Origin of the sequence: Pseudoxanthomonas sp. CF125, assembly GCF_900104085.1 — a bacterium.
GTDB lineage: Bacteria > Pseudomonadota > Gammaproteobacteria > Xanthomonadales > Xanthomonadaceae > Pseudoxanthomonas_A.
Genome location: NZ_FNLD01000003.1, coordinates 565,976 through 588,359, shown reverse-complemented (window position 1 = coordinate 588,359; position 22,384 = coordinate 565,976). Strand labels below are relative to the sequence as shown.

General features: G+C 64.6%; 22 protein-coding genes. 9 read left to right on the top strand and 13 right to left on the bottom strand.

Annotated elements, in window-relative coordinates; genetic code table 11:
* Positions 1-79: 79 nt before the first annotated feature.
* Together hrpB and BLR66_RS16130 are read left to right on the top strand one after the other, a co-directional pair.
* A complete protein-coding gene (hrpB, locus tag BLR66_RS16135) occupies positions 80-2,698 on the top strand; it encodes an ATP-dependent helicase HrpB (protein WP_176943922.1) in 2,619 nt (872 codons plus the stop codon).
* Between the two features lie 107 nt (positions 2,699-2,805).
* Positions 2,806-3,186 (top strand): hypothetical protein, encoded by a 381-nt coding sequence (locus BLR66_RS16130; RefSeq protein WP_255402719.1) that lies wholly within the window; start codon positions 2,806-2,808, stop codon positions 3,184-3,186.
* A gap of 87 nt (positions 3,187-3,273) precedes the next feature.
* On the opposite strand, the gene BLR66_RS16125 is transcribed toward BLR66_RS16130, so the two are convergent.
* The 4 genes from BLR66_RS16125 to BLR66_RS16110 all read right to left on the bottom strand — a co-directional run bounded on the left by BLR66_RS16125 (position 3,274) and on the right by BLR66_RS16110 (position 7,603).
* Positions 3,274-3,810: a pseudouridine synthase gene (locus BLR66_RS16125; protein ID WP_093289378.1), complete on the bottom strand. Its 537-nt coding sequence runs from the start codon at positions 3,808-3,810 to the stop codon at positions 3,274-3,276.
* Positions 3,811-3,954: 144 nt separating this feature from the next.
* Complete coding sequence (locus BLR66_RS16120; RefSeq protein WP_093289911.1) at positions 3,955-4,779, bottom strand: class I SAM-dependent methyltransferase; 825 nt, start codon at positions 4,777-4,779, stop codon at positions 3,955-3,957.
* 196 nt (positions 4,780-4,975) lie between these two features.
* A complete protein-coding gene (gene aceK, locus BLR66_RS16115) occupies positions 4,976-6,682 on the bottom strand; it encodes a bifunctional isocitrate dehydrogenase kinase/phosphatase (protein WP_093289910.1) in 1,707 nt (568 codons plus the stop codon).
* 48 nt (positions 6,683-6,730) lie between these two features.
* A complete protein-coding gene (locus tag BLR66_RS16110) occupies positions 6,731-7,603 on the bottom strand; it encodes a LysR substrate-binding domain-containing protein (protein ID WP_093289375.1) in 873 nt (290 codons plus the stop codon).
* A gap of 108 nt (positions 7,604-7,711) precedes the next feature.
* Between BLR66_RS16110 and BLR66_RS16105 the strand changes: the two genes are divergently transcribed.
* The 5 genes from BLR66_RS16105 to BLR66_RS16085 all read left to right on the top strand — a co-directional run bounded on the left by BLR66_RS16105 (position 7,712) and on the right by BLR66_RS16085 (position 10,780).
* Positions 7,712-8,077 carry a hypothetical protein gene (locus BLR66_RS16105; protein WP_093289372.1) on the top strand — a complete coding sequence of 122 codons (366 nt, stop codon included), beginning with the start codon at positions 7,712-7,714 and terminating at the stop codon, positions 8,075-8,077.
* 44 nt (positions 8,078-8,121) lie between these two features.
* The gene (locus BLR66_RS16100) at positions 8,122-8,460 is read left to right on the top strand and encodes a hypothetical protein (RefSeq protein ID WP_093289369.1); all 339 of its coding nucleotides are present in this window, start codon (positions 8,122-8,124) and stop codon (positions 8,458-8,460) included.
* A gap of 9 nt (positions 8,461-8,469) precedes the next feature.
* The gene (locus BLR66_RS16095; protein WP_093289366.1) at positions 8,470-8,775 is read left to right on the top strand and encodes an antibiotic biosynthesis monooxygenase family protein; all 306 of its coding nucleotides are present in this window, start codon (positions 8,470-8,472) and stop codon (positions 8,773-8,775) included.
* Between the two features lie 390 nt (positions 8,776-9,165).
* Entirely contained in the window at positions 9,166-9,969 is an 804-nt protein-coding gene (locus BLR66_RS16090; RefSeq protein ID WP_093289363.1) for a V4R domain-containing protein, read from the top strand.
* Between the two features lie 55 nt (positions 9,970-10,024).
* Positions 10,025-10,780, top strand: coding sequence for an MHYT domain-containing protein (locus BLR66_RS16085; RefSeq protein ID WP_093289360.1), 756 nt, complete (start codon positions 10,025-10,027; stop codon positions 10,778-10,780).
* Positions 10,781-10,943: 163 nt separating this feature from the next.
* Here BLR66_RS16085 and icd read toward each other — a convergent pair whose 3' ends face one another.
* From icd to queF, 4 genes are all read right to left on the bottom strand, one after another.
* Complete coding sequence (gene icd, locus BLR66_RS16080; protein ID WP_093289357.1) at positions 10,944-12,272, bottom strand: isocitrate dehydrogenase (NADP(+)); 1,329 nt, start codon at positions 12,270-12,272, stop codon at positions 10,944-10,946.
* Between the two features lie 174 nt (positions 12,273-12,446).
* Entirely contained in the window at positions 12,447-12,932 is a 486-nt protein-coding gene (locus BLR66_RS16075; RefSeq protein ID WP_093289354.1) for a hypothetical protein, read from the bottom strand.
* 41 nt (positions 12,933-12,973) lie between these two features.
* Entirely contained in the window at positions 12,974-13,285 is a 312-nt protein-coding gene (locus BLR66_RS16070) for a LysM peptidoglycan-binding domain-containing protein (RefSeq protein WP_093289351.1), read from the bottom strand.
* 106 nt (positions 13,286-13,391) lie between these two features.
* Entirely contained in the window at positions 13,392-14,207 is an 816-nt protein-coding gene (gene queF, locus BLR66_RS16065; protein WP_093289348.1) for an NADPH-dependent 7-cyano-7-deazaguanine reductase QueF, read from the bottom strand.
* Positions 14,208-14,283: 76 nt separating this feature from the next.
* On the opposite strand from queF, the gene BLR66_RS16060 reads away from it, so the two are divergent.
* Positions 14,284-14,727, top strand: coding sequence for a protease inhibitor I42 family protein (locus BLR66_RS16060; protein WP_093289346.1), 444 nt, complete (start codon positions 14,284-14,286; stop codon positions 14,725-14,727).
* 26 nt (positions 14,728-14,753) lie between these two features.
* On the opposite strand, the gene BLR66_RS16055 is transcribed toward BLR66_RS16060, so the two are convergent.
* Both BLR66_RS16055 and BLR66_RS16050 read right to left on the bottom strand, forming a co-directional pair.
* Positions 14,754-16,040, bottom strand: coding sequence for an amidohydrolase (locus BLR66_RS16055; protein WP_255402763.1), 1,287 nt, complete (start codon positions 16,038-16,040; stop codon positions 14,754-14,756).
* Between the two features lie 187 nt (positions 16,041-16,227).
* Positions 16,228-17,514, bottom strand: coding sequence for an amidohydrolase (locus BLR66_RS16050; RefSeq protein ID WP_093289340.1), 1,287 nt, complete (start codon positions 17,512-17,514; stop codon positions 16,228-16,230).
* Positions 17,515-17,750: 236 nt separating this feature from the next.
* Here BLR66_RS16050 and BLR66_RS16045 point away from each other — a divergent pair, with 236 nt between their 5' ends.
* On the top strand, positions 17,751-19,091 hold the full coding sequence (locus tag BLR66_RS16045) for an APC family permease (RefSeq protein ID WP_176943921.1): 1,341 nt from the start codon (positions 17,751-17,753) through the stop codon (positions 19,089-19,091).
* Here the strand turns inward: BLR66_RS16045 and BLR66_RS16040 are convergent.
* From BLR66_RS16040 to BLR66_RS16030, 3 genes are all read right to left on the bottom strand, one after another.
* Positions 19,088-19,840 (bottom strand): glutathione S-transferase family protein, encoded by a 753-nt coding sequence (locus tag BLR66_RS16040; protein WP_093289909.1) that lies wholly within the window; start codon positions 19,838-19,840, stop codon positions 19,088-19,090. The two genes, BLR66_RS16045 and BLR66_RS16040, sit on opposite strands and share 4 nt — an antisense overlap.
* A 182-nt stretch (positions 19,841-20,022) precedes the next feature.
* Positions 20,023-20,874, bottom strand: a complete 852-nt coding sequence (purU, locus tag BLR66_RS16035) for a formyltetrahydrofolate deformylase (RefSeq protein ID WP_093289334.1) — start codon at positions 20,872-20,874, stop codon at positions 20,023-20,025.
* Between the two features lie 198 nt (positions 20,875-21,072).
* On the bottom strand, positions 21,073-22,350 hold the full coding sequence (locus BLR66_RS16030) for a serine hydrolase domain-containing protein (RefSeq protein WP_218119661.1): 1,278 nt from the start codon (positions 22,348-22,350) through the stop codon (positions 21,073-21,075).
* Positions 22,351-22,384 lie beyond the last annotated feature (34 nt).

Genomic DNA, 22,384 nt, shown 5'->3' with positions numbered 1-22,384 from the left:
CCATGCAGATGACGGCCGCCACCGCATCCCATCGCAGTTCGGGCCTGCAATCGACGCGCGTTACCGTTAGCCTTTGTCGATGGTATTGCCGTCTTTTCCCATCCAGGCCCTGCTGCCGCAGATCCGCACCTCGCTGGCGGCGCATCCGCGTCTGGTGCTGGAAGCGCCGCCCGGCGCCGGCAAGACCACCCAGGTGCCACTGGCCTTGCTCGACGAGGCGTGGCTGGCCGGACGCAAGATAGTGATGCTGGAGCCGCGCCGGGTAGCCGCGCGCGCCGCCGCCGGTTTCATGGCCGGGCAGCTGGGCGAAGCGGTGGGCGAAACCGTGGGCTACCGGATCCGTTTCGAGAACAAGGTCTCCGCCCGTACCCGCGTAGAAGTGGTCACCGAAGGCATCTTCACCCGCATGCTGCAGGACGATCCGATGCTGGAGGGTATCGGCGCGCTGCTGTTCGACGAATTCCACGAACGCCACCTCGCCGGCGATCTGGGCCTGGCGCTGGCGCTCGATGTGCAGGAGCAGTTGCGCGAGGATCTGCGCATCGTGGTGATGTCGGCCACGCTCGATAGCGAGAAGCTCGCCCGCTTCCTCGACGCGCCCAGGTTGAGCAGCGAAGGCCGCAGTTATCCGGTGACTGTCGCGCACTTCCCGGGACGACGCGACGAATCGCTCGAATCGCAGGCCAGGCGCGCGGTGGAAGAGTCGCTGGAAAAGCATCCGGGCGATGTGCTGGTTTTCTTGCCGGGGCAGCGGGAGATAGCGCGAGTAGAGGCGGCTTTAAGCCCCTCTCCCCCCGGGACAGGGGTTGGGGTGAGGGTACGGCGGAGTAGCGATGGTTCGGACATGGCTGACTTCGCCGCACCTCAGCCGCTTGAGGCGGCTTCGATACCCGGCGCTGCCTGCCACCCTCTCCCAGTGGGAGAAGGGAAAGAGATCGTCGTCCTCCCCCTCCACGGCGAACTCTCCATCGAACAACAATCCCAAGCCCTGCAACCCGATCCGCAAGGCCGCCGCCGCGTGGTGCTGGCCACCAACGTCGCCGAATCCAGCGTCACCCTGCCCGGCGTGCGCGTGGTGATCGACAGCGGCCTGGCGCGCGAGCCGCGCTACGACCCCAACAGCGGTTTCGCACGACTGCAGATCGTCAACATTTCGCAAGCTTCGGCCGACCAGCGCGCCGGACGCGCGGGCCGTGTCGCCGAAGGCTGGGCGTATCGCCTGTGGCCGCAGTCGCAACGGCTGGAACCGCAGCGCCGTCCCGAGATCGCGCAAGTCGAGCTGGCGTCGCTCGCACTCGAACTCGCGGCATGGGGCAGCGACGCCTTGCGCTTCGTAGACACATCGCCGGCAGGCGCGCTGTCGGCGGCGCGCGACCTATTGCGTCGCCTGGGCGCATTGGCCGAGTCGGACTCCATTACCGCGCTGGGCAAACGCATGCTCACGCTCGGCACCCATCCGCGTCTGGCGGCGATGCTGCTGTCGGCGCAGGGCGAAGAAGACCGGGCGCTGGCCTGCGATCTGGCGGCACTGGTGGAAGCGCGCGATCCATTGCGCAATGGTGGCGATGCGCTGGCCGCGCGCTGGCGTGCGCTGTCCTCCTTCCGGCAAGGCCGCGTTGCCGGCGACGCGCACCGTTCCGGTCTGGCTGCCATCGATGCGGCAGCCAAACAGTGGCGTCGCCGCCTGCGTGTCGACAGCACGCCACCGCGAGACATCGAAGCGCACCGTCTCGGCGATCTGCTGGCGCATGCCTTTCCCGACCGCATCGCGCATCAGCACCCACTCGACCCGCGCCGCTACCAGTTGGCCAACGGACGCATGGCCCGGGTGTTCGACGACAGCGCGATCTACGGCGAACCCTGGATAGTGGCCAGCGAGTTGCGCTACGAAACCAAGGACGCACTGATTCTGCGCGCCGCGCCTGTCGACGAAGCACGGTTGCGCCACGACTTCCCACAACGTTTCGTCAGCGAAGACGCAGTGCGCTGGGACGCGGCCAGGCGCGTGCTGCAAGCGCAGCGCGAGACCCGCTTCGATCAGATAGTGCTGGAAACCAGACCGGCCGGCCGTGTCGATCCGCAGCACGCCGCCGCCGCATTGACCGAGGCGGTGCGCGAACTGGGGCTGGATTCGCTGCCATGGAGCGAGCCGTTGCGGCAATGGCGGGAGCGGGTTCGCTCGCTGCGCCAATGGATGCCGGAACTCGGACTGCCCGATCTCTCCGATGAAGCGTTGATCGCCTCCCTGGCCGATTGGCTCAGACCGGCCTTTGTCGGCAAGACCCGCCTGGATGCTCTTGGCGAAGAAGAACTCGCCGACGCCCTGAAGTCCGGTCTCGACTGGAGCCAGCGCCAGCGGGTGGATCAGCTCGCGCCCGTCCGCATCGCGGTGCCGTCCGGCATGGAGCGCAAGATCGAATACACGCACGGCCATTCGCCGGTATTGGCGGTGAAACTGCAGGAACTGTTCGGCCTGGCCGATACGCCGCGCGTCGCCGACGGGCGCATCCCCGTCACCTTGCATCTGCTGTCGCCGGGCGGAAAGCCGTTGCAGGTCACCCAGGATCTGCGCGGTTTCTGGGAGCGCACTTATCCGGAAGTGAAGAAGGAGATGAAGGGAAGGTATCCGCGGCATCCGTGGCCTGATGATCCCTGGACCGCGATGGCCACGCACCGCGCTAAGCCGCGCGGCACATGACGCCGCGCATTCAGCGTGGGGTAGGCCACGCACGCACGCGCTAACACGCTTTGAACATCCGACGGCGGACACTGCAAACCTTCCACAGGAACTATGGGACGACACATATGAGCAGGCTCACCATCATTACCGACCGCGCCATGGAGCTGGTCAGCCAAGCCGGTACCAGTCTCAAGCACGTCGGACCCAGCGCCAGCAAACTCCTGCAGACCGGCGCCGCGATGGGTGCCGTGAAAACCGGCGGCCGCGTGGCGGTGAAGTTCGTCCGCCGTAACCCGGTGGTGGCCGTCGCCGCCGCATTGGGTATTGGCGTGTTGGCCTATGCCGCGCACCGCAAGCGCAAAAGAGATGAGGCAAATGCGCCGATCGAGGGCAAGTCCAAGCGCATCGAAGCCAAACGAGTCAATGGCACCGGCAAGACGCGCAGTTCGACGACTGCGCGCGCACCGCGCGCCCGCAAGCCAGCGGCGCCTTCCGCCGAAGCCTGAGGACGATACGTTGTTGTTGTAGGAGCGGGCCCTGCCCGCGACGCTTTTGTTTGTGGCAATTAAAAGCGTCGCGGGCAGGGCCCGCTCCTACAAGGCTTTCCATTGGCCGGGCGGAAGTCCGTTCAAGCGATGTTCGCCGACCGCAACCCGCACCAGCCGCAGAGTCGGCAATCCGACTGCTGCGGTCATGCGACGGACCTGCCGGTTGCGGCCTTCGCTGATGGTCAGTTCTATCCACGCATCGTGCACTGTTTTGCGGAAACGCACCGGCGGATCGCGCGGCCACAGATCCGGTGCCGTCTCCAGCGTGCGTGCCTTGGCCGGCAGAGTAACTCCGTCGTTCAACCTCACCCCGTCGCGCAGCAGCGACAATTGTTCTTCCATCACCATGCCCTCCACTTGCACCCAATAGGTTTTCGGTTGCTTGTGCCGTGGATCGGTCAGCCGGTGCGCCAGTGCGCCGTCATCGGTCAACAGCAATAGTCCTTCGCTGTCGTAATCCAAGCGGCCGGCCGCATACACGTTCGCCGGCAAGCCAAACTCGGCCAGCGTGCGGCGCGCCGGTTCGCTGCGGTCGGTGAACTGGCAGAGGACATTGAAGGGTTTGTTGAGGGCTATGAGCATGCGGACAGCAAGGTAGAAAAAAGCGTAGCCGGCGAGAGGTAATCCGTTTGATCGTCATCCCAGCTTGACCAGTCATTTGGCTGTTAAAGACCGCTGGGATGACGACTCAAACTCTACTGGGGTACCGTTACTCCCGCCGAAGCCTTACGAGGCCGGCTTCACGAACCGCAACGTCATCCGGTCGCTTTCCCCGATCGCCTTGTACTTGGCATCGTCCGCGGCCTCGTGGCCGTTTACCGGCGGCAACGTCCACACGCCGTTGGGATAGTCCTTGGTGTCGCGCGGATTGGCGTTGACCTCGCTCTTTTCCTGCAGTTTGAAGCCGGCCGCCTCGGCCATCGCTATCACTTGCGCCTGGCCCACGTAGCCGCTCTTGTCGTCGGCCGGCACGTCCGCCTTGGCGCGATGCTCCACCACGCCCAGCACTCCGCCCGGCTTGAGCACGGCGAAGAAGCCCTTGAACATACCCTCGGCCTGGCCCGCGCTGCGCCAGTTGTGCACGTTGCGGAAGGTCAGCACCAGATCCGCCGAATCGGCCGGGCCGAACACCGGCGCCTTGGGGTCGTAGCCCACCACTTTCGCTTTGCCGTACTGCGCCGACGCAGCGCCGAACTTGGTTTCCAGGGTGGTCTTGTTCTTCTGTTGATAGTCGCGGCTGCGGCCTTCGGCCACGCTGGCCGGATCGACCACGGCGGCGATGTACTGACCGCCGTCGCGCAGGTAAGGCGCCAGGATTTCCGAATACCAGCCGCCGCCGGGAGTGATCTCGATCACCGTCTGTGCGGGCGAAAGACCGAAGAAGGTCAGCGTTTCCTTCGGATGGCGGTAGCCGTCGCGCGCCACGTTGGCCGGATCGCGCCAGCTGCCCGCCAACACGGCGTCCAGGGCCGAAGCGGCGGTGGTTTCGCTCTTGGTTGCCGATGCGGGCGCGCTTTGCGCATGCGCGCCGGTCGCTGCGGACAGGGCCATGGCGACGCCAAGAAACAGGGAAATACGATTCATGCAAAGCACTCCGCGTTTGAAAGTGCGGCGAGCCTAGCACGCGCTCCGCAAAGACCCGTTGCAAAGTAGGTCGGGGCTACGCCCCCGACGCTCTTGGCGCACGGGTAAAGCTTCTGTCGGCCACGTAGAGCCGGCCCCGTACTCGATACGGGGCCGACCTACGCTACGCCAGCCGCAACGCATCCGGATAAGGCGGTGTGTCCGGATAATCGCCCGCCCGCAACCGGGCCTGCAAAGCGCGCCACCATTCCACGTCGAAGATCTCGCCATGCGCCGCCTTCAACGCCTCCATCAGCGGCGGAGACAGGCCGAGGAATTTGGGGAACTGTTCCGGAAAAATATCGTTGGGCGCAGCGTAGAACCAGCCGTCCTCCATCTCTTCCTCATGATGGTGCGGCGGCGGGATGGCGCGGAAGTTGCACTCGGTCATCAGGCACAATTCATCGTAGTCGTAGAACACCGCGCGGCCGTGCCCCGATACGCCGAAATTCTTCAGCAGCATGTCGCCGGGAAAGATGTTGTTGCGGGCCAGGTCCTTGATCGCCTGCCCGTAGTCGATCGCGGCCAGGCGCGCGGCCTCCAGCGACTGCTCGCGCACGTACAGGTTCAGCGGACGCATGCGCCGTTCCACGTAGCACAGGTGCACCACGATGTCCTCGCCGTCCTCGCTGATGCCATTGGCGCAGGTTTCGCGCAACTCCTGCAGCAGGGCCGGCGCGAAACGCGCGCGCGGAAAACGCAGGAACCGGTAAGGCTGCGCATCCACCAGCCGGCCGACGCGGTCATGGTGGAAGACCAGCGAATACTTGGCTTCCACCTCGGCGCGGTTCATTTCCTTCGGGTAGGCGAAACGGTCGCGTATCACCTTGAACACCAGCGGATAGCTGGGCAGGGTGAACACCGCCATGACCATGCCGCGTTCGCCCTCGGCCTGGGTCAATTGCTCGTGGCGCTGCGCGGCAAAATGGCGGAAGAAGGTGCGGAAGCGTTCGGTCTTGCCCTGCTTGGCGCGCCCCAGCACGGTGTAGATCTCGTCGATGGGTTTGCCGGGCAGCAGCGTGCGCAGGAACACCACCGCATCGCCCACCGTGCCCAGGTCGGCATGGAAATAGCTGCGCGAATAACTGAAGAGGTGCACCACGTCGGCGCGATGGGTCAGCACCGCATCCACGCGCAGGCCGGCGGCATCGTTGACCAGTGCGATGACGAAAGGGGAGAAGCGGTGTTCGCCGAACACGCGGCCGATTAGGTAGGCACGGCGCTCGCGGTAGAACACCGTTTCCAGCAGCTCCACCGAACGCAGCGGATTCGGGCCCCAGTGCGCCAGATCGTCCTGCAGGCGTACTGCTATCGACGCGGCGCACCGCGTGCGGTGCGCGTAGGGCACGTTGAAGCGGTAGTCGCCCAGCACCCGGGTGAAGGTATCGACCGGGCGCAGCTCCGACACCGCATAGCTGTGCCGTTCCACCGGATGGGTGATGGCGTCGGTGGGTTCGATATCCAGAGCCACGAATTCCACCGTCGTATCCACGCCCTGGGTGCTGAAGAAGCGGCGAGTGAGGGTGTTGTAGAAAGTCTTGAACAGTTCGCGGTCTATCAGGCCGTCGATCAACCGCTCGTAGGCGTCGCGTATCGAAGACCACAAGGCATGGTCGTGCGCGCGTTCCTGCAGCGTGGCCTCCAGGCGCAGCATGCATTCGGCGATGCACTGGTCGTACAGCTCGATGCGTTCCACCGCATCCACCCGCGCCGCCGCCCAGTCGCGCGTCTCGAAACGCAGTTTGGCCCGCCGGCTGATATCGGCGAAGCGCGCGTGGTAGTCCTCGAACGCATCGCGGATGAGGGTGGCGTAGATCTCGGTGGTTTCCATGGCCGCATCGTAATGGCAATCGTCCGCGAACAACCTTCGGTAGCGGGTTTACTTGGCGGGCGTCGCCTGCCCCAGCAACCACGTACGCATGGCCTGGAAACCGGGAAGCTGCAGGCTGCGTTCGGGATAAACCAGGTAATGCGCGAACTCGGCCTTGAGCCGTTTACTGGTCAGCCGCACCAGGCGCCCGCTATCGATCAACGGCTGCGCCAGGGTCAGCCGCGCCAGCGCCACGCCCAGGCCTTGCGCGGCGGCCTGGTGCAGGGTTTCGGTATCGTCGAAGGCGGCGACATGCCGCGCCGGCGGCTTGCCGCCGAACGCGGCGAACCAGTCCTTCCATCGATCGGCCGGATCGCCCAGCAACGGCAAGGTGGCGATCTTCGCCAGCGCCGGTTTACCGTGCTTTTGCAGGAAGCCGGGACTGGCCACCGGAGTGATCCATTCGTCGAACAGGAACTCGGCCTTGATGCCCGGCCACTTGCCGGCGCCCAGCCGCAACGCGGCGTCGACCGGCTCGCGCTCGAAGTCGACCACATGCGTGCTCGCCTGCAGGCTCAGGCCCAGCTCGGGATGGCGGGAAAGGAAATGCGGCAGGCGCGGCACCAGCCACGCCGTGGCCATCGACGGGATCAGGCTGAGCGTCAGCAGGTTGTCGGTGCGCGCGCTGAGCCGGCGCAAGGCGTGCTCGATGGCGTCGATGGGCTCGGCCACTGCATCGAACAGGCGTTGCCCTTGCGGGGTCAGCACCACTCCGCGCGGGCCGCGCGCCAAGAGCCGCTGGCCGACGCGTTCCTCCAGCAAGCGCATGCGATGGCTAAGGGCGCTGACGGTCAGATGCATGGCCTCGGCGGCACGGGTCAGGTTGCCCAGGCGGGCGGCGATGACGAAGGCGTCTATCTGGTCCAGCGGCGGGCGGCTCATATTGAATTCACCTCAAGTCTGACTTGCCGAAGTTTCGCTTTTTCAAGACCAAGAATGAGCCTAACTTGGCTGTCATTCAAGCCGGATGGGCCGGCAGAGGAGAATGCCATGACCAGCAGCTTCTACAAATCCTGGTGGCGGGAAATGGGCGCCATCAGCCGCGGAATGATGTTCATCGAAGGCAATACCGCGACCCCGGCCTCGTTGGACCGTACCGCACCCACCGCACATAGCGTTCCGACAGCGAACGGTCGGCCGCAGTCGATCTCCGCAGGGCTCAGGAAAAAGGCCGATCGCCTGTACCGGGATTTCCTGCTGCTGGGCGGACGTCCGGTGACGCCCGGCCACAACGACGACATCAACGAACCCTTCCCGCAGATCGACGAAGACGAACCTGCGCCAGCAACAGCAACCCGGTCCCGGCTGCCGAAGCGCGCCAGGACCCTGCAATCGCAAACCTGCGCGACCTGCTGAACCAGCCGGCAGACCGCCATGCAGGAATGCATGGAGCCCACACCATGAACACCAATCTCGTTTTTCCACTCGCTGTTCTGGCATTCCTGGCAACGGCCACGGCCGCGGCGAGTCTCGTAAGCTTCCCAGCCGACGCACCGGTCGATGGCCGCATCGTCGATCTGCCCGCGGTCACCGTACGCGCGTCACCGCAAGATGCCGCCTATTTCCGGGCGCACCGCATCGTAGACCTCCCCCGGATCACGGTGCGTCCGGAGTCGGCCGACCTGGCGCTGTTCCTGGCGGACAACACGGCGCGCATCGTTCACTCGCCGGTGCTGTCGCCGCAGGCCTCGGTGCTGGACAGGCAGCTGGCCGTCGCCAATGCGCTTGCCGCGCGCTGAGGCGACATCGTGATCGCCCGTCTCTGGCATGGCGTTACCCTCGCCGAAAAAACAGCGGAATATCTCGCCTTCCTGCAGGCCCGCGCGGTACCCGATTATCGCGCGACCCCGGGCAATCTGTCGGTGGACATCCTGCATCGCACGACAGGCACGGTGACCCATTACATGATCGTCACCCATTGGGAATCGACGCAGGCGATCGAAGCCTTCGCCGGAGCCGACATCGGCCGCGCAAAGTACTACCGCGAAGACGTGGATTTCCTGCTGGAGTTCGAACCGACGGTGCAGCATTACGAAGTGCATGCTCCCGCATGACAGTGGCGAACATGGCGTGCCGCAACGCCACCTACGGTAACCGCCACTACGGTAAAAGAAAGGAAGCCCGGATTGTCCGGGCTTCTTTCTTGTGCAAGAGGCGCATCGTTCAAAAGGCTTGATGATCGGGTCGGCGATCTCGTTGTCCTGATCGTGTCCTTTCATGTCGATGCGTATCCGACTCATTGTCCGCGCCATCGTCTTCACTGACATCGGATAGAGACACCGACCTCACTTCTGTGAGTCTGCGACCGTTGCCGGGATGTGTGCATAACGTCGCAAAAAATCCATTCATGGACATGATATTTAATTCCATGCATTTCAGAGCCGCTGGGGAGCGGATGAAATGAGACGGCGGACAAGCATGTTCGGCGCAGGGGGAATACATACATGGCAGAAGTCGAGTTGAAGATCGTTTCCGATCATCGGGACGGTTTGTTGATCGCGTTGGGCGAAGTTCTGGTCGCCAACCGTTTTCTATTGCTGCGCCACCGCCGCATGAACACGGACGCGGGCGTGCTGATGTCGCTTGTCGTGCAAGGACCTGAGGCCAATCTGCTGTCGCTGGAAGAGCAGCTGGGTACCCATTGGATGGTGAAAAGTCTGGAGGCCGGACCCTACGATCCGAACGCTACCGCGCCATTGACGCCGCCGCCCGCGCCCGTAGCGAGCGCGTCGCTTCCACCGGCGTCCGCTCCCTCGGTGCCGGCGCAAACGCAGGCCGTCGCCAGCGCCGGCAACGGCGGCGCCGATAAGAAGCGCATCGAAGCGTTGCTGCCGCAGGTCGCGCGCGATTATCCGCAGATCTTCGGTGCGGTGATGGGATTGGAGCGCAACATGGAACCGACGCAGCGCGAAGCGTCCATGCGCTACGTCGGCGCGCGGGTAGGCGCATGGGTGTACAAGCGCGACTTCGCGCTGGGCGCGCGGTTGCCGCTTTCCGATTCGATCAAGCACATCGCGCTGCCCGCGATGCGGCAATTGCTGCCGACCGAGCTGGAAGGCGAAACGCTGTCGACCGGCAGCAGTCCGTTCTGCGGAATGGAGCGCTCGACGGCGCCGCAATGCCACTTCCTGCGCGGATTCCTCGAGGGCTCGCTCAACGAATGCGGCTATCTGGGCATGGTGCGGGTCAGCGAAGTCGCCTGCCGGGCCAACGGTTCGGATTCCTGCAAGTTCGTATTCCACGTCTGACGCCGGGATCGTTCCGGTTCCCCTAACTGTTGTTCAACCCCTGGAGGTCAAGGTCATGCCGCATGATCATGCTGTGCAATGTATCCACGATCCGGTGCTGGTCGCACTGTCTTTCCTGGTCTCGGTGCTCGGTTCGTTCACCGCCTTGCAGATGGCGATAAGCATCCCGGCGGCGCGCACCTCGGCGCAACGCTGGCAGGCATTGCTGGCGGCGGGCGTGGCCATGGGCGGCGGCGCAATCTGGGCGATGCACTTCATCGCCATGCTGGCTTGCCGGATGGAGATTCCGGTCGCCTACGATCCAGGGTTGACCGTGCTGTCGGCGGTGTTCGCGATCGGCGCCTGCACCATCGGACTGGCTATCGCCGGTAGCGGCGTCTTCTCTTGGGGCAAGCTGGTGGCGGCGGGAACGTTCATGGGTCTTGGCGTGGCCGGCATGCATTACACCGGCATGGCGGCGATGCGCATGCCGGCGACGACCATGTACGACACCAATATTGTCGCGGTGTCGGTGCTGATAGCCGTGGTCGCTTCGACCGTGGCGCTGTGGCTGGCCTTCAACCTGCGCGGCTGGGCGCAGATGCTGGGCAGCGCGCTGGTCATGGGCGTGGCCGTGTGCGGCATGCATTACACCGGCATGTACGCGGCGCACTTCATGCCGACCGGCGAGGATGCGGCCGTCGCGACCGCGGGCGGTCTGGTGGGCGAATACCTGGGCATGGGCGTGTTCGCCGTCTCGACCCTGCTGCTGACCACGATGCTGGTGATGACCATGCTGCGCCGCCAGCGCCGCGCGGCCGTCACCATCTGAACGCCGTAGGTCGGGGCTACGCCCCCGACACGCGCGAGAATTCCAGGGTCGGGGGCGTAGCCCCGACCTACCTTCAGAATCCCGACAAAATCGCCGACAACGGCATCGGAAAAAAAGAAGCCCGGATGATCCGGGCTTCTCTTCGATACGAACAACTATCCGCTCAGAGATGCTTGATGATCTCGTCGGCGAACTCGCTGCACTTCACTTCGGTGGCGCCTTCCATCAGGCGGGCGAAGTCGTAGGTGACGCGCTTGCTGGCGATGGCTTTGTTGACGCCTTCGATGATCGCATCGGCAGCTTCGGTCCAGCCCATGTAGCGCAGCATCATTTCGCCCGACAGGATCACCGAACCCGGGTTGACCTTGTCCAGGTCGGCGTACTTGGGCGCGGTGCCGTGGGTGGCTTCGAACACGGCATGGCCGGTGACGTAGTTGATGTTGGCGCCCGGCGCGATGCCGATGCCGCCGACCTGCGCGGCCAGCGCGTCGGACAGGTAGTCGCCGTTCAAGTTCAACGTCGCCGACACGTCGTATTCCTTCGGACGCAGCAGGATCTGCTGCAGGAAGGCATCGGCAATGGCGTCCTTGATGATCAGGCCCGCGCCCGGCTTGCCTTCCGGGATCACCATCCACGGACCGCCGTCCAGTTCGACCGCGCCGTAGAAATCGCGCGCCACCTGGTAGCCCCAATCGCGGAAGCCGCCTTCGGTGTACTTCATGATGTTGCCCTTGTGCACCAGGGTCACCGACTTGCGCTTGTTCTCGATCGCATAGCCGATGGCGCTGTGCACCAGGCGCTCGGTGCCCAGGCGGCTGACCGGCTTGATGCCCAGGCCCACTTCCACGGTCATCTCGCGGTGCGGCGCACCGATGCTTTCCAGCGCCTTCTGCCACTCGTCGACCTTCTCCTGCGTGCCGAAACGGATCTTGCCGAACGGCTGCGGGAATTCCTTGGCGATGAAGTCCAGCACCTTCTGCGACTCGGCGCTGCCGCCGGCCCATTCGATGCCGGCGTAGATGTCCTCGGTGTTCTCGCGGAAGATCACCATGTCAACGTCGCCGGGCTTCTTCACCGGCGAAGGCACGCCTTCGAACCAGCGCACCGGGCGCAGGCAGACGTACAGGTCCAGCATCTGGCGCAGGGCCACGTTGAGCGAACGGATGCCGCCGCCGACCGGCGTGGTCAACGGGCCCTTGATGCTGACCAGATAGTCGCGGCAGGCCTGCACGGTGGAATCGGGCAGCCAGGTGCCGTAGTTGTTGTTGGCCTTCTCGCCGGCGAACACTTCCAACCAATGGATCTTCTTGGCGCCGCCGTAGGCTTTCTCCACCGCCGCATCGAGCACGCGCACGGAGGCGCGCCAGATGTCCGGGCCGGTGCCGTCGCCTTCGATGAAGGGAATGATGGGGTGGTTGGGCACATTGAGCTTGCCGCCGCTGATGGTGATGGTTTCGCCGCCAGCGGGCGGGGTGAGGACGGGTTCTGCCATGGAGTTGCTCCTGGGGTTGAACGGGGCGCGCCGCGGGGGCTGCGCGCAATGCGTGTGAAGCGGACCGGCATTGTCGCGCTTAGCGGCGCGCAGGGCAAAGCCGGCCTTTGTCGCGGACAAAAAAAGGGCGCGGATCGCTCCGCGCCCGAGCTGCCACCCTGGGGAGAGGGTGGATTACTTGACTTCGATTTCCTGGGTCATGCCGGCGGGCTGGCCGTTCACGGTCACGTCGACCTTGTACTTGCCGGCCGGCCATGGGTTGGTGTTGGTGAACTCCACATTCGTGGTGTCGACGCCACCCGCAACCACGGTTGCGGCCTTCTGTCCCGCAACCTGACCATCTTGGAAGGTCAGCTTGGCATCGATAGCGGCATTGGCGGGCGTGGCAGCATCGGTTTTGACCGACACGATGATCTTATCCTTGGTACCGAAAGTGGAAAGCGCGGCAACCGACTTGTCCGCTGCAGCGGTATTGCCGATGGTAACGCTGGTGGCGCTGACCGGAGCCGGTGCCGGCTCGACCGGAGCGGGAGCCGGTGCTGCTGGCTCGGTCACGACCGGCGCCGGAGCCGCGGCCTCTTCCTTCTTCTTGCAACCGGCCAAGGCGACGGTGCCGGCCAGGGCGACGATCAGGGCATAGGAGATGCGATTGAGTTTCATAGTGTCGGTCCTTGAAATGATTTGATGGGGAGAGAAGAAGATCAGGCGGTCGTATCGGTGTCGGCGGGCGGCAACTTGATCACCTGACCCGGGAAGATGCGGTCGGGATCGTCCAACACATCGCGGTTGGCTTCGAAGATCTGCTTCCACGCGCTGGCGTGACCAAGCTGCTCCTTGGCAATCTTGGAGAGCGTGTCGCCCTTCTCGATCGTGTAGGTGCGCTCGCCTACGATCTCGGCGGTACTATCGACTGTGGCGGAGACCCCGGAGAAGTCAGCCTTCTCTACCTGCGGAGCGGTGCTATCTACCTTAGCGGTGACGCCTGAAAAATCTGCTTTCTTTTCGGTACTCATGCGTGGCTCCTCCCTGAGGGAGTGGGGTGCTGGGGAAGCCAAATCTACACATGCGTTGTTAAGAATTCATGGCCTGCCGGTGAAACCGGCATACGGCCTTCACGCGCTATTGACGGACCTCGCGCAGGGCGATGGGCGATTCGGTTCCAGGCGTCGCGCGCCACGGGTTTATGTCCAGTCCGCCGCGGCGGGTGTAATGTGCTTCCACCGATAACTGGCTGGGCTGGCAGAAGGTCAAAATGTCCTGAAATATGCGCTCCACGCATTGCTCGTGGAATCCGGCGTGCTCGCGGAAGCTCACCAGGTAGCGCAGCAGTCCCGTACGTTCGATGCGCGGCCCGCGATAGGCCAGCACCACGCTGCCCCAGTCCGGCTGGCCGGTGACCGGGCAATTGGATTTCAGCAAATGTGAGAAAAGTAACTCTTCTACGATCTGCGCCTGATCCGACGAAAGGTAGCTGGGATTCGGCGGACCGTAGTCGCTGATCTCGATGTCCTGTGCGTCGATGGATTCGCCAGCCTCCGCCTCGACCATCTCCGGCAGACCCAATGCGACCGCCACGTCCGCGCCCGCGCGTGCGGACAGATCGATGGCGATGCGTTCGCGCGCCGCCTCGTCGCTGTTGAAGCGCTCGGAGTTCAACGAATTGAGATAGAGCTTCAGCGATTTGGATTCCACCAGATGCGGCGAATCGCAGGGCACGGTGAAAGTGGCCGTGGCCACGCACGGCTTGCCGCGCGCATCCAGCCAGCTGAGTTCGTAGGCCTGCCAGCGGTCATGGCCGATGAAGGGCAGGGCGTCGTCGGCGACGCCTATTTCGGCGCGGCCGGCGGCGCGGGGAATCGGGAACAGCAGTCCGGCGTCGTACTGCGACGGGTAGGCGACTTCCCGACCCAGGCTGGAATCTTGTGGGGTATTCATGGGCTCATTTTACGGATGCGCCGGTAGGCCGGGTGTATAAACGGCGGACTTCAGCCCTTGGCCACAGGATCCAGTCATGTCCCTAAACCCGACTGCCGGCGCCATCGTCCTTCTGGCATGCGCCGTGGCATTGCCCGGATGCGCCTCTGGAACGGACGACGCGCCGTCGGCCGACAAGGCTTCCGCAAACGCAGCGGAAGCGACGGTGGTCGAAGCGAGCGCGGACGGCGAAACACGCCTGCGGCTTGGACAGATATTGGCGATCGAACTCGATAGCAACGCCAGCACGGGCTATGCCTGGGAAATCGTCGAAGACGGAAGTCCAGTGCTCGAGCCAGCACCGGTGCCGGCGCGCGCCGCACCGGCCGTTCCGCCCATGCCGGGAGCCGGCGGAACCTCGCGCTGGCGTTACCGCGCGGCGCAGGCTGGAACGGCGACGCTGCGCCTGGTGTACAGGCGCTCCTGGGAAAAGGGAGTCGAACCGATCCGGACCGCCACCTACAGGGTGGTGGTGGAATAACGTGGTGTCGGGGGCGTAGCCCCGACCTACGGGGCGTGCAGGTAATCCAGCGTTACCTGCATCAGCGCACGGAAACCGATGTCCAGCGACGATTCGTCCAGCAGGAACTTCGGCGAATGGTTGCTGGGCGCAGTAGCGGGATCGATGCCCTTGGAAGTCGATCCGACGAAGAAGAACATCGACGGCACTTCCAGGGCATACAGCGAGAAATCCTCGGATCCCATCTGCAACGGCGGCTCGTACACATTGTCCTTGCCGACTACCGCCTGCAGGCTGGGCAGCATCTTCGCAGTCAACGCCGGATCGTTGACCGTGGGCGGATTGCCGTCTTTCTCGTAGATGTCGGTCTTTGCGGTGGCGCCGTGCGCGGCGGCGGTGTGCTCGGCCACGTTGCGTAGGTCGGCGAAGACCTGCTGGCGCATCTTCGGGTCGAAGGTGCGGATGGTGCCGACCATTTCCACGTCGTCGGGAATGATGTTGTAGCGGATGCCGCCCTTGATGGCGCCGAAGGTCACCACCGCCGGCAGCTTGGCGATGTTGGTGCGCCGGCTGACGATGGTCTGCGCGGTGCCGATCATGTCGGCCGCCGCCACGATGGGGTCGATGCCGTTCCACGGCGCCGAGCCGTGCGTCTGCCGGCCCGTCACCTTGATGGAGAACCGGTCCGACGCGGCCATCAGCGGCCCCTGCCGCACGGCGATCTGTCCTGCCTGCACGCTGGAAAAAACATGCAGTCCGAACACCGCTTCCGGCTTGAAGTCTTTGAACAGACCTTCTTTCAGCATCAGCGAAGCGCCGCCTTCCTCCGGTGGCGGCGCGCCTTCCTCGGCCGGCTGGAAGATCAGCATCACCGAGCCCGGCAAATCCTTGCGCATCGCCACCAGCGCCTCGGCCACGCCCATCAGGATGCCGGTATGCGCATCGTGTCCGCAGGCGTGCATGACGCCGACGTTCTCTCCGCGATAGGTGGAAGTGGCCTTCGACGCGAACGGCAGGCCGGTCTGTTCGGTCACCGGCAGCGCGTCCATGTCCGCGCGCAGGGCGATCTTCGGGCCCGGCTTGCCGCCAGCGATGATCGCCACCACGCCGTGGCCGGCCATGATCTTCGGTTGCAAGCCCAGCGCGCGCAGGTGTTCGGCCACCTTGGCCGAAGTGCGTTCCTCGCGATTGGAAAGCTCCGGATGCGCGTGGAAATCGCGGCGCCAGGCGACGATCTTCGCGTCGAGCTCACTTGCCGCCGCGGCGACCTCGGCGCGCTGGCCAGGCGTTTCCTGAGCTTCAGCGACAAACGTGGTCGCCAGTGCGGCCAGCATCAGCGGTGCGATTCGAAGTTGGATGGTCATCGTCGGCTCCAGAGGAAGTGCACCGATGCTAACCCGTTCTGGGGGGGGCGCGTAGGAGCGACGTAAGTCGCGAAGGGAAAAGAGCCGTGCGTTCCATCCCGATGCCGATGCACGCTACCGAATGTGCATTCGCGACTTACGTCGCTCCTACGGCTTGCTAAGGACTGCTCAGATAATCCAGTGCCACCTGCAGCATCGCCTTGCTGCCGACCTGCAGCGACTGCTCGTCTAGCAGGAACTGCGGCGAATGATTGATCGGCGCGGTGGCGGGATCGGTGCCGAGGGAGGTCGATCCGACGAAGAAAAAGAAAGTCGGGGCGGCGGTGGCGTACTGCGAGAAATCCTCGGCCACGGTGACCAGCGGCATCTCCACCACGTTGCCTGCGCCCAGCGCGCTTTCCAGCGAAGCGCGGCCGCGTTGCGCCAGCGCCGGGTCGTTGATCGTGGCCGGTGCGTTGTTCACGACCTGCAGCTCCGCCGTGCCGCCACCGGCATGGGCGAAGTCTTGCGCGGTGCGATGGAAGCGATCGATCACGTCCTGGCGTACCGCCGGATCGAAGGTGCGAAGGGTTCCCACCAGCTTGGCTTCGTCGGGAATGATGTTGAAGCGCACGCCGCTCTGGAACTGTCCGGCGGTCAGCACCACTGGCGTGGCGGCGATGTTGACCTGGCGCGCGATGATCGATTGCGTGCCCAGCAGGATCTGCGCGCCGAGGGTGATCGGGTCCACGCCGTCCCACGGCCGCGAACCATGGGTCTGCTTGCCATGCACGGTCAACGTCCACTCGTCGGCGCTGGCCATCACCGCGCCGCTGCGGGTGCCGACCTTGCCCACCGGCAAACCCGCCCAGACATGCAGGCCGAATACCGCCTGCGGTTTGAAGTCGGCGAAGATGCCTTGCTTCAGCATCAGCGCCGCGCCGAATTCCTCGCCCGCGTTCGGTGGGCCTTCTTCAGCCGGCTGGAACACGAACATCACCTCGCCCGGCAACTGGTCCTTCATCGCCACCAGGGCCGAGGCCACGCCCAGCAGCATCGCCACGTGCGCATCGTGGCCGCAGGCGTGCATGACACCGACCGGCTGGCCGCGATATTCGCCGGTCACCTTCGACGCGAAGGGCAGTCCGGTCTGCTCGGTGACCGGCAGCGCGTCCATGTCGGCGCGGATGGCGATGCGCGGACCGGGCTTGCCGCCTTTGAGGATGGCGGTGACGCCGGTCTGGGCGATGCCCGTCTTCGGTTGCAGCCCCAGCGCGCGCAGTTGGTCGGCGACCAGTTTGGCGGTGCGGACTTCATGGGTGCCCAGTTCCGGGTGCTCATGGATATCGCGGCGCCATTGGACGATCTCAGGCTGCAGGCGTTGCAAGGCATCCGCCGCGACGGAGGTCTGCGCCTGCGCAGTGATTGCGCTGGCCGGCAGCAAAGCGAAGAGCAGAGTACGCATGGCGATTCGGTTTGAAAAAGACATCCGGATATTCCATGTGGGGGACAAGGATGGTAGCGCGATAAAACCATGCACCTGTAGGAGCGGGCCCTGCCCGCGACCGGGCGTTACCGGTAAAGCCCGTCGCGGGCAGGGCCCGCTCCTACATGAGGGAATGGCATATCGATAGACCGCGCATGGCTCGCAATCCATCCGCAAGACATGCGACGCTGCGTGCGCCCCGACCGAGGACGCCCATGAGCCCCGAACCCGTTGCCCAAACCAAACCGCTGGAAGGCGATGCCGCGCTGATCCGAGCGGTCGGATCGTTCGCGCTGGCCGCGGCGGTGATGAACATCATCGTCGGCGGCGGCATCTTCCGCATGCCGGCCGCCTTGTCCGCGCAACTCGGCACGGCTGCGCCGCTGGCCTTGGTGGCGGGCGCGCTGGCCATCATCCCGGTGGCGCTGTGCTTCGCAGCCATCGGCAGCCGCGCGGTCGCCACCGGCGGGCCCATCAGTTATCTGGGAGCGACCTTCGGCAGCTTCGCCGGCTTCATCGCCGGCTCGTTGATGTGGATCAGCAACGTGGCCTCCAGCGCCGGCGTGGCCGCGGCATTCGCCGTGCAGATGGCCAACCTAGTGCCCTGGTTCGCGCAGCCGCTGCCGCGCGCCGGCTTGCTGACGGTTCTCTATCTGCTGTTGTTCGCCTTGAACGCTTTCGGGGTGAAACTGGGCGCCCGCGCCATCACCACGTTGGCCGCATTGAAGCTGACGCCGTTGTTCCTGCTGACGGGAGTCGGCCTGTTCTTCGTGGATTGGAATCAGATAAGTTTTGCGGTCGGCGATCTGCCGTCGTGGACCGCGCTGGGTACCGGCATGGTGCTGGTGATGTTCGCGTACTCGGGCATGGAAACCGCACTGGTGCCGTCTGGCGAAGTGCGCGATCCCTCGCGTAGCGTGCCGCGCGCGACCATGGTGGCGATCCTGCTGGTGGTGCTGCTGTACATGGGGCTGCAGATCGTCAGCCAGGGCCTGCTGGGGCCGGCGCTGGCCGGCAGCGGCGTGCCTATCGCCGATACGGCCGGCGTGCTGTGGGCGCCGGGCCGCATCGTGTTGCTGGTCACCGCCTGTATTTCGATGGCGGGCTTTCTGCTCGGCAATCTGCTCGGGTCCTCGCGGCTGCTGTTCGCTTTGGGACGCGACGGCTACCTGCCACACGTCTACGGCCGAGTCAGTGCCGCTCACCGCGTGCCGTTGCTGGCGCTGGCCACGCATGCGGGACTGGCCTGGCTGCTGGCGCTGGGCGGTACCTTCGATGCGCTGGCGCTGATTTCCGGCGGTGCGATCTGCCTGGTGTATGCGCTGGTCAGTCTGGCGGCGTGGCGCGGGCAACAGGTCGGTCTGCGCGAACGCGGCGAACCCTTCGTGTTATGGGGCGGTCCGCTGGTGCCGCTGCTCGGCGTGGTGGCGATGGCGCTTATCGTGACCACGCTGACCGGCAAGGAATGGATGGCGATCGGGGTGGCGCTGGCGGGACTGGTGCTTGTGTATGGAGTGTTGCGCGTATCCAGGCCGTCGCTAGGGGATAACTCCTAGTCGCGGCGCGCCATGCTCTTGCGCGCCGTCGCGCACCCCAGCGTTTCCGCGCTGACCGGCGCGCCCAGCTCCCTCAGCATTTCTCTCTGCTCCGGCAGCGGCGTACGCAGCATGCGTTCTTCGTACGTGGCCAACTTGCGGAACGCGGGCAGAGCCAGGGTACGTTCGAGGAAAGCGGCAGCGCGCGGCCAGCGTTGCGCATCCACGGTGTAACGCACGAAAGCCGCATTGCGGAAGAAGCTGGCGATGCTGATGTCGGCCACCGACAGCGTGCCGAACAGGAATCCTTCGGCCGGCAAGACCGACTCCAGATAGTCCAGCGTCTGCGGCAGCTGCTCCTCGCGCGCATGGCTGACGATGGCTTCGTCCGCCTGTTCGCCGAACAGGAAACGCTTGACTCCGATCTGGTAGAACATGCCCCAGATCACCACATCGCCCAGCCACGAATCGGCGTATTCCTCCAGCCACCGCGCCTGCGCGCGGTCGCCGATGTCGGCCGGATACAGCGCCGGTTGCGGATGGCGTTCGTCCAGGTACTGGCAGATCACCGAAGAATCGTTGACGACCCGGTCGTCGTCGATCAGCACCGGGATGCGGCGCAGTGGACTCAATTCGCTGAAGCGCTCGTTGCCCACGAACGGGGCGATGGGGTCGATGGTGTAATCCAGACCCTTCAGCTCCATGCACACCAGCACTTTGCGCACGTAGGGAGAGATGTAGTTTCCGATGATGTGGTAATCGGTTGTCATGTCGGTGTCCACCTGTAGCCGCGAAACTCTCGCTCGTCATCCCAGCGGTCTTTAACAGCCGAATGGCTGGTCAAGCTGGGATCCATCTTGATCTTGCTCTTTGCTCGGCGTGACTGGCCTAAGCGAAAGTCAAAATGGATCCCAGCGTTCGCTGGGATGACGGAGATTTTTATCTGGTCGTCTCAACGAAACACCACCGTGCGATGCCCGTTCAAAAGAATCCGATGCTCCACATGCCTACGCACCGCGCGCGCCAGCACCTGCGATTCGGTATCGCTGCCTACCCGCACCAGTTCCCTGGGCGTCATCGCATGATCCACGCGCGCCACGTCCTGTTCGATGATCGGGCCTTCGTCCAGATCGCCGGTCACGTAGTGCGCGGTGGCGCCGATGATCTTGACCCCGCGCTGGTGCGCCTGATGATAGGGCTTGGCGCCTTTGAAACTGGGCAGGAAGCTGTGATGGATGTTGATGGCGCGCCCGGCCAGCGCATCGCATAACTCCGGCGACAGGATCTGCATGTAACGCGCAAGCACCACCAGATCGACGCTTTCCCTGGCCACCAGATCGAGAATCCGTTGTTCCTGCGCCTGCTTGGACGCCGCGGTTACCGGCAGGTAGTGGAAAGGGACGCCGTAGGAGGCGGCCAGCGCCGTGAAATCCTCGTGGTTGGAAACGATGCCCGCGATATCCACCGGCAATTGCCGGCTGTGCGCGCGGAACAGCAGATCGTTGAGGCAGTGTCCTTGGCGGCTCACCAGCACCAGCAACCGCGCACGACGGCGCGCATCGTGGATCTGCCAGACCATGCCGAAGCTTTCGGCCAGCACGGCGAACTTTTCCCGCAGCGTTTCCGCTTCGGCCGCGGCGGGCAGATCGAAGTGCACGCGCAGGAAGAAGCGCCGCGTCTCTTCGTCGCCGAATTGCTGCGCGTCCTGGATGTTGCAACCCAGCTCGTACAAAAGGCCGGTCACGCGATAGACGATGCCGGTGCGGTCGGGACAGGAAAGGGTGAGGATGTAGTCGGGGCGCATGGGGCAATACTAATCGCTTCGCGTTCCGCCGGCCCGTCGGCCCAGACCCAAGACGTCGTCATCCCAGCGAAAGCTGGGATCCATCTTGATTTTGATTGTGGCTGCAGCACCCGCTGTCTTTAGAAGCAAAGTCAAAATGGATCCCAGCTTGACCAGCCATTCGGCTGTTAAAGACCGCTGGGATGACGATCTTTAGGGTTACAGGTCGTAGGACAGCAGGTCGTACCCGGTCGCCGCGCGCACCACGCGCTGATGCACGAACGATCCACTGCCGCCGTTCGTCAGCACCACGATGCCGCGCCGTCGCTGCGCATCGCCGACCGCGAAGTTCTTGAAGATATCGCCGTTGCTGCCGGAATGGTAGAACACCGGCCCGTCTCGGGTTTCTTCCATGTTCCAACCCAGCCCTTTTTCCGTCCACCGCCCCGGAATCTTGATCTGCGGGGTGAGCATGGCCTGTCGCGTGGCCTCGGTAACCTCCCACGATCCACGCTGTTTGCGCGCCATCATCAGGGTCAGGAAGGTCGCGTAGTCCTGCACGGTGGAGCGCAGGCTCGCCGCGGCATTGGCCACGATGTCGCCAGGCCAGGTCACCAGCCCCGCGGGCGCCAGCGCCATCACTTCGGGCAGCGCACGTGCGGCATCGTCGTACTTCCACGAAGAAAGCGGCTTGCCCGTGCGCTCGGCGACCTGCTGGGCGATGCTCCATTGCTCGCGGAACATCTGCGGCGGCATGCCCGGATCGGTTGCGTCGTGCCTGCGGTGTCCGTACACAGAGCGCGCCGCCAGATCGTTATTCCAGGTATAGCTGCTGTCCTTCATCCCTGCCGGGCCGAACAGATGCGTCTGCATCGATTCGTCCAGGCTCTGGCCGGTGATGGTTTCCACCACCAGCTGCAGCCAGAAAATCGCCTCGCCGGAATAGTCGATGCGCGTGCCGGGCTTGACCATCGGCACCAGCTTTTCGGTCGCCGGCGCTTTGCGCCAGTTCGGCAATCCGGTGGAATGGCGCAGCACGTCGCGCGCGGTGATCAACTCGATCCACGGATGATCGGCCAGGTAATCCATGCGTCGGTACCTCACCAACGGCCGGTCCAGATCGATCAGGCCCTGATCGACCAACTGCATGACCAGATAGGCGAACACCGGCTTGCTGAGCGAAGCGTCTTCGAACACGGTACGCGCGTCCACCGGTGCGCGGGTCAACGCATGGGTCACGCCGAAGCCGCGGCTCCAGGCGACCTCGCCGTCTTCGACCACCGCAATCCCCACGCCCGGCACCGCGAACGCCTGCATGATGCGCGGCAGCTCGGCGAGAAAGCCATCCGAAGGAATCCACGGTCCGGATTGCTTCGCGCACGCTGCCGCAAGCGCGTTGAGCGGCGCCAGCCCCGCAAGGCCGGACAGAAGAACGCTCGCCTCCAACAAACGGCGGCGGCTTGGCGAATGAGGGGGGCTGACCGGCATCACTGGCATTGGATAGGTTTCCATTCTGCGCGGCAAGCCCACT

Coding starts and splice junctions, on each gene's coding strand:
- BLR66_RS16125 (WP_093289378.1), bottom strand. CDS start 3,810: ATGCTCATAGCCCTCAACAAACCCTTCAATGTCCTCTGCCAGTTCACC.
- queF (WP_093289348.1), bottom strand. CDS start 14,207: ATGAATACCCCACAAGATTCCAGCCTGGGTCGGGAAGTCGCCTACCCG.
- BLR66_RS16085 (WP_093289360.1), top strand. CDS start 10,025: ATGCCGCATGATCATGCTGTGCAATGTATCCACGATCCGGTGCTGGTC.
- BLR66_RS16120 (WP_093289911.1), bottom strand. CDS start 4,779: ATGGCCCTGTCCGCAGCGACCGGCGCGCATGCGCAAAGCGCGCCCGCA.
- BLR66_RS16110 (WP_093289375.1), bottom strand. CDS start 7,603: ATGAGCCGCCCGCCGCTGGACCAGATAGACGCCTTCGTCATCGCCGCC.
- purU (WP_093289334.1), bottom strand. CDS start 20,874: ATGCGCCCCGACTACATCCTCACCCTTTCCTGTCCCGACCGCACCGGC.
- aceK (WP_093289910.1), bottom strand. CDS start 6,682: ATGGAAACCACCGAGATCTACGCCACCCTCATCCGCGATGCGTTCGAG.
- BLR66_RS16050 (WP_093289340.1), bottom strand. CDS start 17,514: ATGCGTACTCTGCTCTTCGCTTTGCTGCCGGCCAGCGCAATCACTGCG.
- BLR66_RS16105 (WP_093289372.1), top strand. CDS start 7,712: ATGACCAGCAGCTTCTACAAATCCTGGTGGCGGGAAATGGGCGCCATC.
- BLR66_RS16100 (WP_093289369.1), top strand. CDS start 8,122: ATGAACACCAATCTCGTTTTTCCACTCGCTGTTCTGGCATTCCTGGCA.
- hrpB (WP_176943922.1), top strand. CDS start 80: ATGGTATTGCCGTCTTTTCCCATCCAGGCCCTGCTGCCGCAGATCCGC.
- BLR66_RS16075 (WP_093289354.1), bottom strand. CDS start 12,932: ATGAAACTCAATCGCATCTCCTATGCCCTGATCGTCGCCCTGGCCGGC.
- BLR66_RS16090 (WP_093289363.1), top strand. CDS start 9,166: ATGGCAGAAGTCGAGTTGAAGATCGTTTCCGATCATCGGGACGGTTTG.
- BLR66_RS16045 (WP_176943921.1), top strand. CDS start 17,751: ATGAGCCCCGAACCCGTTGCCCAAACCAAACCGCTGGAAGGCGATGCC.
- icd (WP_093289357.1), bottom strand. CDS start 12,272: ATGGCAGAACCCGTCCTCACCCCGCCCGCTGGCGGCGAAACCATCACC.
- BLR66_RS16030 (WP_218119661.1), bottom strand. CDS start 22,350: ATGCCAGTGATGCCGGTCAGCCCCCCTCATTCGCCAAGCCGCCGCCGT.
- BLR66_RS16070 (WP_093289351.1), bottom strand. CDS start 13,285: ATGAGTACCGAAAAGAAAGCAGATTTTTCAGGCGTCACCGCTAAGGTA.
- BLR66_RS16060 (WP_093289346.1), top strand. CDS start 14,284: ATGTCCCTAAACCCGACTGCCGGCGCCATCGTCCTTCTGGCATGCGCC.
- BLR66_RS16055 (WP_255402763.1), bottom strand. CDS start 16,040: ATGCTGGCCGCACTGGCGACCACGTTTGTCGCTGAAGCTCAGGAAACG.
- BLR66_RS16040 (WP_093289909.1), bottom strand. CDS start 19,840: ATGACAACCGATTACCACATCATCGGAAACTACATCTCTCCCTACGTG.
- BLR66_RS16130 (WP_255402719.1), top strand. CDS start 2,806: ATGAGCAGGCTCACCATCATTACCGACCGCGCCATGGAGCTGGTCAGC.